At 40.2% G+C, this 9,181-nt stretch carries 6 protein-coding genes and 1 pseudogene; all 7 read left to right on the plus strand.

What is annotated here, in order from left to right; translation table 11 throughout:
• Positions 1 to 1,280: 1,280 nt before the first annotated feature.
• The 7 genes and pseudogenes from QZT26_RS14705 (at position 1,281) to QZT26_RS14735 (ending at position 9,059) form a co-directional block, all read left to right on the plus strand.
• Complete coding sequence (locus tag QZT26_RS14705; RefSeq protein WP_099325982.1) at positions 1,281 to 2,069, plus strand: BrxA family protein; 789 nt, start codon at positions 1,281 to 1,283, stop codon at positions 2,067 to 2,069.
• A complete protein-coding gene (locus tag QZT26_RS14710) occupies positions 2,044 to 2,622 on the plus strand; it encodes a BREX protein BrxB domain-containing protein (RefSeq protein WP_099325981.1) in 579 nt (192 codons plus the stop codon). Before QZT26_RS14705 ends, QZT26_RS14710 begins: the two co-directional genes overlap by 26 nt.
• 9 nt (positions 2,623 to 2,631) lie before the next feature.
• Positions 2,632 to 3,273: a hypothetical protein gene (locus tag QZT26_RS14715; protein ID WP_295103225.1), complete on the plus strand. Its 642-nt coding sequence runs from the start codon at positions 2,632 to 2,634 to the stop codon at positions 3,271 to 3,273.
• A gap of 30 nt (positions 3,274 to 3,303) precedes the next feature.
• Positions 3,304 to 6,681: pseudogene (pglX, locus tag QZT26_RS14720) on the plus strand (BREX-1 system adenine-specific DNA-methyltransferase PglX); the annotation flags it as partial.
• A 496-nt stretch (positions 6,682 to 7,177) separates the two neighbouring features.
• Complete coding sequence (locus tag QZT26_RS14725) at positions 7,178 to 7,477, plus strand: hypothetical protein (RefSeq protein WP_099325979.1); 300 nt, start codon at positions 7,178 to 7,180, stop codon at positions 7,475 to 7,477.
• Positions 7,465 to 7,842 carry a DUF6516 family protein gene (locus QZT26_RS14730; protein ID WP_099325978.1) on the plus strand — a complete coding sequence of 126 codons (378 nt, stop codon included), beginning with the start codon at positions 7,465 to 7,467 and terminating at the stop codon, positions 7,840 to 7,842. The genes QZT26_RS14725 and QZT26_RS14730 overlap by 13 nt, the downstream gene beginning before the upstream one ends.
• Before the next feature lie 23 nt (positions 7,843 to 7,865).
• Positions 7,866 to 9,059, plus strand: coding sequence for a hypothetical protein (locus QZT26_RS14735; protein ID WP_295103227.1), 1,194 nt, complete (start codon positions 7,866 to 7,868; stop codon positions 9,057 to 9,059).
• Positions 9,060 to 9,181 lie beyond the last annotated feature (122 nt).

Consider the following 9,181-nt stretch of genomic DNA (forward strand, 5'->3'; position numbering starts at 1 on the left):
AGAACCTTCGACGGGAATTGCCCTCGCGACAGGCATAGTCTCAGCACTGAAATGGCAACCAGTTTAGAATAAAAAAATGGCAATCATCTTCGTTTTTTGTTTTAATATTGCATCACATGGAGAAAACAATTTCATATCAGTTCATCTATAAAAAGGAGAAAAAAAATGAGTAAAGGAAAAGACTCTCGTAAAGAAGAAAAGAAAAAACCTACCAAAACCCTCAAAGAAAAGAGGGCAGATAAAAAGGCTAAAAAGAAGGCTTGAGTTACCGCCTTAAAAGCCTCCGTTGTTTTTGGCGAATTTTACTTAAATAGAGATTACAATTATAATCTTGATTTTGAGACTATAGGAACTGCAATACTGATGTTTGATTATGTAAAGCCGTATCAACAGATTCCATTTCAGTTCTCGCTTCATATTCAAGCATAACCAAAGAGTAAACTTGAGCACCGCAATTATTTGGCAGAAGGCAAAGACGATCCACGTCCGGAATCATTAAAGCTATTGAAAAAACACTTTGGCACTAAAGGATCAATTGTTGCATACAAAGATAAACTCAACAAAGCGTGCGAAGTATTTCCGGCTTACGGGGAGTGAAATCAGAAGATACAAGCCCGAATAGTTGATCTGTTGGATCCTTTCAAAGCCTTCTACTACTATAGCTACAAACAAGAGGGAAGCGCATCGATCAAATCTGTCTTGACAATGGGGTACACCTCACTTCCACGTGTGTGTCGCTCATGTTGCAATACTTCTGACTGAAAGTTTACTTTCCAGGCTGATGAGGCCGAAGAACTAGCTAACTCCAATCATCGTGAGATGGTATCGCTCAAAACTTATCATCAGATTGATTTATCTGGGCAGAAGGGATTATACCCCGATGAGTGGTATCTGATACAGTTCATCATCTACTTAATTTGATAAACGCCTTTGTCCGTAACACTTTAGTTTTTTGAAAAAGTAGGGGCGAAGCATTTGCCCGTTTTGGGTATGAACGCATTTATGACAATTTACAGCAAATGCTTCGCCCCTACATTGCGATTATTGGAATTTTTCAAAAAACTAAAGTGTTACCTTTGTCCTTGTTTTCTTCTGCTCCAGTGCGAACCTTAAAACATTCCTACTCGCAATATACTAAAGAATATTTTTTTGTAGATACAATAGCACCGCTTTTGCTATTCACACCCGCATAGAGAGTGGTTTAGTTAAGGAACTAAGTAATATTTGGTTGTCATACCGCCTTCATTTAAAAATACAAACATTAGGGTTGGTTATTCTGAATGGCAGAAAAAAAATACATGACATGGTTAGCACACGGCGGCGCATTCATTGATGAAACGCGCATTTTATTAGATATATTCGATCCTGCGGTAGATATTAATACGTGGGTGGAGCAGATCGTGCGCAAAAATGTTTTAGGAAAGAGATCCCGTTCATGGACCAATGAGATTGTTAAACGATATTTCCTCGCCCGGTTTGTTACAAAAGAGTCAAGCTATGCATGGAAGGCTCTGAAAATTTTATGCGCTAAAAATGTTGATTTATCCATTATCCGCTCTATTATGTATTATCACACAGCAAAAATTGACGATTTCTTTTATGATTTCGTGATCCTTGATCTTTTTGACCGATATTACGCAGGACAACTTGCTATTTCATCAGGAGATGTATACAAATTTATAGAAAGTGCAAAACCCGGCATGTTTGACCAGATGTGGAGTGATTCAGTAAAGGGAAGGCTATCACGGGGGGTAATGTCAACTCTGAGGGACTTTGGTATATTGGAAGGTAAGTCGAAAAAACAGATAGCCAACTTCTACCTGCCCATTGAAGCATTTGCGTATGTTGCATTTCTTATCCATTCACGGGTTTCTACCGGAGAGCTTATTATTCAAAATGAGGATTGGAAGTTGTTTCTCCTCAAACCCCAGGCCGTGGAACGTATGTTTCTTGAATCGCATCAGACAGGATACCTGAAATACCATGCCGCTGGAAGGCTCATCCGCATAGAATTTCCCTATCATTCAACGGAGGAGTTAGCTCATGACATCGCTTCGGGAGCGTATTGATAATCTGGAACAGGATTTGGTATCAGACCCCTTACGTATCAGCGCATACCATGATTTGCCCTTTGCCATCTTCTGCTATCCACCGCAGGAAGAATATAAACTACGCGAAGAAGTCTCCCGTTTAGCCACCAGATTAAACAATAAAGGAAGGAAGGTTACTACCATTTCTCTGGCAAAATCCATATGGGAAGGAATTGAGAAAACACGTGGGTTATCCTATGTTATACAAACAGAGAAAAAATTTGGATTCCAAAGGACACAGTCAACTGTAAACAATATCCTCTCAAAGCTCAGCCCATTGCCTGATATGCTTCAAAAACTTATGGAAGGGCTTAATCCCAAAATCGATATTGTGTTCCTTACACGGGCAGCAGCCCTGGCGCCAGCAATTTACCGTATGAGTAAACTTCTGGACGAGATGCACCGCCGAACTATGGTCCCTATGATTTTATTTTACCCGGGTGCAAGAGAAGGCGAAAACGAGCTTAGGTTCATGGACATTCAGGAAATAGAGGGCATTAGCGGCTATAATTACAGGGTAAAAATTTACTGAGGTATTCTGGTGGATAAAGAAATCCGTAATAAAATAAAAAAGATGGTGCAGGATGCGCGTAAAGCGCTTTTAAAGGAGATAGGTGAGTTACTTGAAGGTGCATTTGGACTGCACAAAGATGGAACTATCGAAGATATCTCCCGCTTGCCACAAATCAAAGATGATCAGAACGTAATAAAAGCCCGTGAAGGATTTGCATACGTCATTGAGCGGGAAACTGTGGCCGGAAGCAAGAGACATGAAGCTGTGGAAAGATTGATACTTGGTTTGACATTTACCCACCTGAACCGTCTTGTGGCCTTGAAACTCATGGAGCGGAGAAAGGTCATCCGGGAGACTGTTTCCCGCGGCAGCAAATCCAATGGTTTCGTCCACTACGTGGTGGATGTGTTAAAAAAGACTGATTTATCACAGCTTGATGACATAGACATTGCTTACCAGGATTATATTTTGTACCAATGCAGAGAAGTTGCAGAGGAGATTAAAGTCCTCTTTGACCAGGAAGACCTTTCATCTTATGTATTTCCAAGACCGCGGGCATTAAAGGCTGTTTTAGAAATCATAAATAATCCGGAGATTGACAATATATGGGATTTTGATGAAACCATCGGGTGGATTTATCAATATTTCACGCCAAAAGAGATCAGGTAGCAGGCAAGGGCTGAAAGCTCTGCACCACGCAATTCCTGGGAACTGGCATTCCGCAATCAATTCTATACGCCAAGATACGTTGTGCAGTTTCTCACTGATAATACCCTCGGCAGGATGTGGTATGAGATTATGCAGGGGAATACCAGGCTTTCAGAATACTGCGAATATATGGTCAAGCCCAGGAATGAGGTATTCCTTCAGAGGGATGAAAAACCGGCTGCACAAGCAGATAGCTTTCAGGTTCCTTTCCGTGAGAAAAAAGACCCGCGATTGCTAAAGATACTTGATCCGGCATGCGGTAGCGGGCATTTTCTGCTGTATGTATTTAACCTGCTGATGATTATATACAGAGAGGCTTATGACGATAAAGACCTGGGAATAGCATTACAGAAAGATTATCCTGATAAAGATGCATTTGAGCGTGAGATCCCTCGCCTGATACTCGAAAATAACCTCTATGGCATAGACATTGACCTGAGAGCAATTCAGATTGCCGCCCTTGCCCTCTGGCTCAGGGCGCAGAGGGAGTGGGTCAAGATACGCAGGGAAGACAGACCAAGAGTAAGGAATGCACACTTTATTTGTGCGGAACCAATGCCAGGTAACCAGAAGCTTTTTGAGGATTTTGTCTCCACGCTAAAACCTGCCCTTTTGGGTGATCTGGTGAGAAATGTATGGGAAAAGATGAAGCTTGCTGGTGAGGCAGGCTCATTATTACAAATAGAGCAGGAGTTGAGAGCAGCAATACAAGAGGCAAAGCGAAAATGGGAAGGCCCGCTGAAGCCGGTTCAAGTGCCCCTTTTTGGAAAATCAGAGCCCAGGCAATTATCGCTCTCCTTATCAGAGATAAAAGATGAGGATTTCTTCAAAGAGGCAGAGGAGAAGGTTTTTTCTGCCCTGAGAGATTATGCGGAGAAAGTTAAAGCAGAAAATCACGGTTATAGCAGACGGCTGTTTGCAGAGGAATCAATCAGGGGGTTTCAGTTTGTAGAAGTGTTGCAGAATCGCTTTGATGTTGTCTTGATGAATCCACCGTTTGGAGCAGCAAGCTTACCGTCTAGGGGATATATTGACAAGACATACCCCCGAACCAAAAATGATGTTTATGCCGCATTTGTAGAGCGGATCCTTCAATTGCTTCATGATAAAGGCTTTATTGGGATTATCTCAAGCAGGACAGGCTTTTTCCTTTCTAGCTTTACAAAGTGGAGAGAAGAGATACTGATGAAGGAATCAAGTTTACATGCCGTTGCAGATTTTGGTTTCGGTGTCCTTGAGGCGATGGTTGAAACAGCCGCTTATACAATCGAAAAAACTCCCGCAACCGGAAGAAAAGCAATTTTCTTTAGATTACTAAAGGATGATGTTGATGCTAAAGGCGAAAAGTTGTTGGAAGCTATACAGAATGCTCAAAGCGAGAAACGTTTTGATATACAATTGGACTCATTTTCCCTTGTGCCGAATACACCTTTCTCCTATTGGGTCTGCGATAGGATCAGGAATAAGTTTAAGGAGTTTCCACCATTTGAAGGAAATGGGGGAACAGTAAAACAAGGGCTTGCAACTGCTGATGATTTTCGTTTTGTTCGTGCAAACTGGGAAGTAAAACCAACAGATATTAACGCAATAAAATGGGCTGATTGGTTAAATGTGAAAGACGAAAATATTTCTGAGCAGCAAACTATTTTCGTAGAACAGACAGCAAATAAAAGATGGGCAACTTTTGTTAAGGGTGGAGAGTATTCTCCATATTATTCAGATATTCATTTGGTAGTAAATTATAAATATAAAGGTAGAGAACTGTATTTGTTTGCAGGTTCAGTAATTAGAAATCCAGATTATTACTTTCGTTCTGGATTGACATATCCATTAGTAAATAGACGTTTCAATTCAAGAGAGATGAACGCAGGTTGTATTTTTAGCCATAAAGGAATAGCGATTTTCTCAGAATTTGGATTATTAAATGCTTTGGGTTTTTTTAATAGTACCTTGACTGAGAAGTTTATTATGATGCTAAGAGCTCAACATGGTTATGAAGTTGGTCAAGTGCAGAGAATACCAGTTAAGAAACCCAATGTCGATAAATTAACAGAATTGTCGTTAAAAATCGTTAATTGTCAACAATCACTTTATTACGGCGATGAAACAACTCATGTTTTTTTAGTTCCACCTCTACTTAGATTGATTAACATCCCTTTATCAGAAACGAGTGAAGATATTCAAGAGAAAGAAATCAAAAAAAATAATGAAATTGTCTGTATACAGTTGAAAGTCAATAATATTATCTATGACTTATATGATATTGATTTTACTGATCGCAGAATTATTGAACACGAATTAGGACAAACTATTCAAGTACAAGATGAAGTGGAAAAGGAATCAGACAAAGCTGAAACTGAAGAAGAGATCATTTCCGAAAGCATTGTTGATCGTGTTCAAAATCTGCTTATGTGGTGCATTGGTGCCGTCTTTGGTCGTTGGGATGTGCGGATGGCTTTAGATAAATCACTCATTCCAAAACTCGCAAACCCATTTGATCCGATGCCTGTATGCTCACCTGGAATGCTCCTCTCTCCAGATGGTTATCCTGCGACTTTGGGGAGTATCGTCAGTGAAGCATGGCTAAAAAGGCGGGTTAATGTGCTTGATGTTCCAACGGACGTGCCAAATCCCACTATTGCTGACAAAGATTACCCGATACAGGTTGATTGGAACGGCATTTTAGTTGATGATGAAGGACACAGCAATGATATTGTAAAAAAAGTGCATGAAGTGTTGGTTTTAATCTATGGTGAACATGCGGACGAACGAGAGCGGGAGATATTGGAGATTCTTGATGTAAAAAGCCTTCGTGACTATTTCAGGCAACCAAAGAGATTCTTTGACTTTCATATCAAAAGATACTCAAAGAGTCGTCGCAAAGCACCGATATATTGGCTTCTCCAAACGAAAAAGAAAAACTATGGAATTTGGCTCTATTATCACAAATTGGATAACGACACCCTTTTTAAAATATTACGGAACTACGTTGAGCCAAAGCTAAACCTTATTTCCAGCCAGATTTTAGAGGTATCTCAAAAGGTCGTAAATACTGACGGAAGAGATAAGCTAACCTATGAAAAGGAACTGGAAAAGCTAGATGAATTAAGGCAGGAGATAACAGAGTTCAAAGAGGAACTGGAGAAGGTTGCAAAGATGGGCTACGATCCAAACTTTGACGATGGAGTGATATTAAACATGGCACCGCTTCATACTGTGATACCATGGAGCGAGCCTCCAAAATACTGGAAAGATTTGGAATCTGGTAAATATGACTGGGCACATATTGCAATGAAGTATTGGTCGGAAAGAGTTAAAGCAAAATGCAAAAAGGACAAATCCCTTGCCATAGCGCATGGTTATGAATAATAAAAAGTGGGGAATGGTGAAGTAGGGGAAAAGGGGGAAAAAACAAATATCAAAAAACTTGTAACACTTTAGTCTTTTGAAAAAGGTATTACCTATAAACTCCGTAGGAACAACCTGTTTGTAGCAAGATAGGAGCCATAACAGATATTAGCTCCGTCAGGAGCGACCTGTTTTCCTGTCAATCATATACAGGCCGCTCCTACGGAGCTATTTACCCTATTGAATTTTATTGTGCTACAAACAGATCGCCCCTAACGGGGCTACATTGTTTTTTATGTCCCCTTGGATTTTTCAAAAAACAAAAAACTAAAGCGTTACAAAAACTTTTATTCTCTCTCTTCTCCATTTCTTACACAAATTTTTATAGAAAACATTATAATAGATAGTCACAAATGACATATTTGTGACTGTTTTTAGTTGTGCATTTATTGTCCTGCCATGCAGGAGCCAATGAATTGTAGTGAATAAATGAAAATTATTTAGAGGTGAATATGATATGGTTACTTTAAATGTAAAAAGTATTTCAGGTGAAGCAGAAACAATTAAGGAACTTCTGGCCGGAGGGCTGGAAGAGGAAAAAAGAAGAATAAAATTTGCCATTGAAATGTCCTTATCAAAAACAAAAAAATATGAAGAGAAATACGGAATTTCTACGAGTGTCTTCATTGAAAAGTTCAGAAATAGGGAAATTGAAGAGGATGATGATACTTTTAACTGGTGGGCAGAAGAAAAACTTGTAAATGAACTTAAACAGAAATTGTCAATAATTGAAAACATTGAGATATGTCAGTCATAAAAGAGTATCTTGCTCAATTGGATAAATTTCTCAGTAATGTGCCGTTTAAACTCCTTACCAATGTTCAGTCGGAAAATAGAGGCGATGCTGCATTGTATGTCAAAGGAGAGATTATATTTGCTGATAAAAGTGAACTGCATTTTAAAGAGTACTTTATTGCTATCCCCGCTTTAAAAAGACTGGCTTATTCCTATCATTATCAGGCTCATGACAAGAAATTAATTTTTAGATATGATAATGCAGAACATTATACAGAAATTGAAACCTATCCACATCACAAGCATATTCAAAATGAAGTTTTACCTTCCAAAAATGTAGATATTACAGAAGTCATAAACGAGATAGTAAGATCCTTTGCAAAGTAATTTAATATAAAGGCATGATAGCTATGCAAATAATTAAAGACCTGTTTCGGAAAGATATTTATCGTAAGATCGAAGAGGTAATAAAGGTAGACCAGCATGACGAGGGAACTGTTAAAAATGAAATACAGGAATACGTGGCAACCCCGGACATCAAAGACCATTTCTGCCAGGTGTACAATGCTGTTGCTGAATACCCTTCAGAACCACATGAAGGTATTGGTATCTGGGTGTCAGGGTTTTTCGGTTCTGGTAAATCATCCTTTGCCAAGATACTTGGCTACACACTGGCAAACCGCAAAATCATAACACAGAGTGCTTCCCAATGGTTTATAGAGAACGTCCAGGATAAGCAAATCACCAATTTTCTCCAGAACATCAACTCCCGCTTCACAATTCACGCCATAATCTTTGACGTCGCCATGGACCGCGGCGTACGCACCGCCAATGAGCAGATCACGGAAATAATGTATAAAGCCCTGCTGAGAGAATTGGGATATGCCGAGGATTTTGATCTGGCGGAGCTTGAAATCACCCTGGAAGCCAAAGGCAGACTTAAGGAATTCGTCTCTCTCTTCAACAAAGAGTATAGCCCGGCTACATGGGAAGAGGAACGGGATATGGCAATGGGAATCTCTGAGGCCAGCGCTATCCTGTACAAGATGATGCCGAACGTCTTCCCACGGGAAGATAGCTGGTCAAATTCTCTTGGGATAAAGAAAGATTCCGGAAACTTCATCGGCAGGGCTGACATCACACCCAATAAACTCGCGGAGCGTGCCTTTGAGCTTATGGCCAAACGCAAACCCGGCGCTGGATTGGTATTTATTATTGATGAAGTAGGACAGTATGTATCCCGAAGTGTCCAGAAGATGTTGGATCTACAGGCAGTGGTACAGGCATTTGGCAGGGAAAGCAAAAACAGGTTTAAGGCGAAGCAAATTGTCGCACCGTGTTGGATCGTGGTAACATCACAGGAGAAGCTGAATGAGGTCGTGGATGCAATGGGGGGGAGGATTATTGAGCTTGCACGTCTGCAAGACCGATTCCCCATTCCAATAGACCTTAAGCAATCCAATATCCAGGAAGTTACAGCAAAACGCGTCCTTGAAAAGAAAGATAAAGGATATGAGAGTCTCTGTGAGTTATTTGACAAAAATGAGGGGCATCTCAAGACCTATTGCAAGCTGGAACGTACAAGCAGGAACACTACTACCTAAATCCTGCAAACAAGGCAAAGCCTTGTTGCAGGAATAGGATTGAAATGGTAGGATTTCCAAGGTATTCGGCGGTATATTGATAACAAAAAACACCTGAAAGGAGATTCACCATTTCGATGAAG

Origin of the sequence: uncultured Candidatus Kuenenia sp., from assembly GCF_900696675.1 — a bacterium.
In the GTDB taxonomy this organism is placed as follows: Bacteria; Planctomycetota; Brocadiia; order Brocadiales; family Brocadiaceae; genus Kuenenia; species Kuenenia stuttgartiensis_A.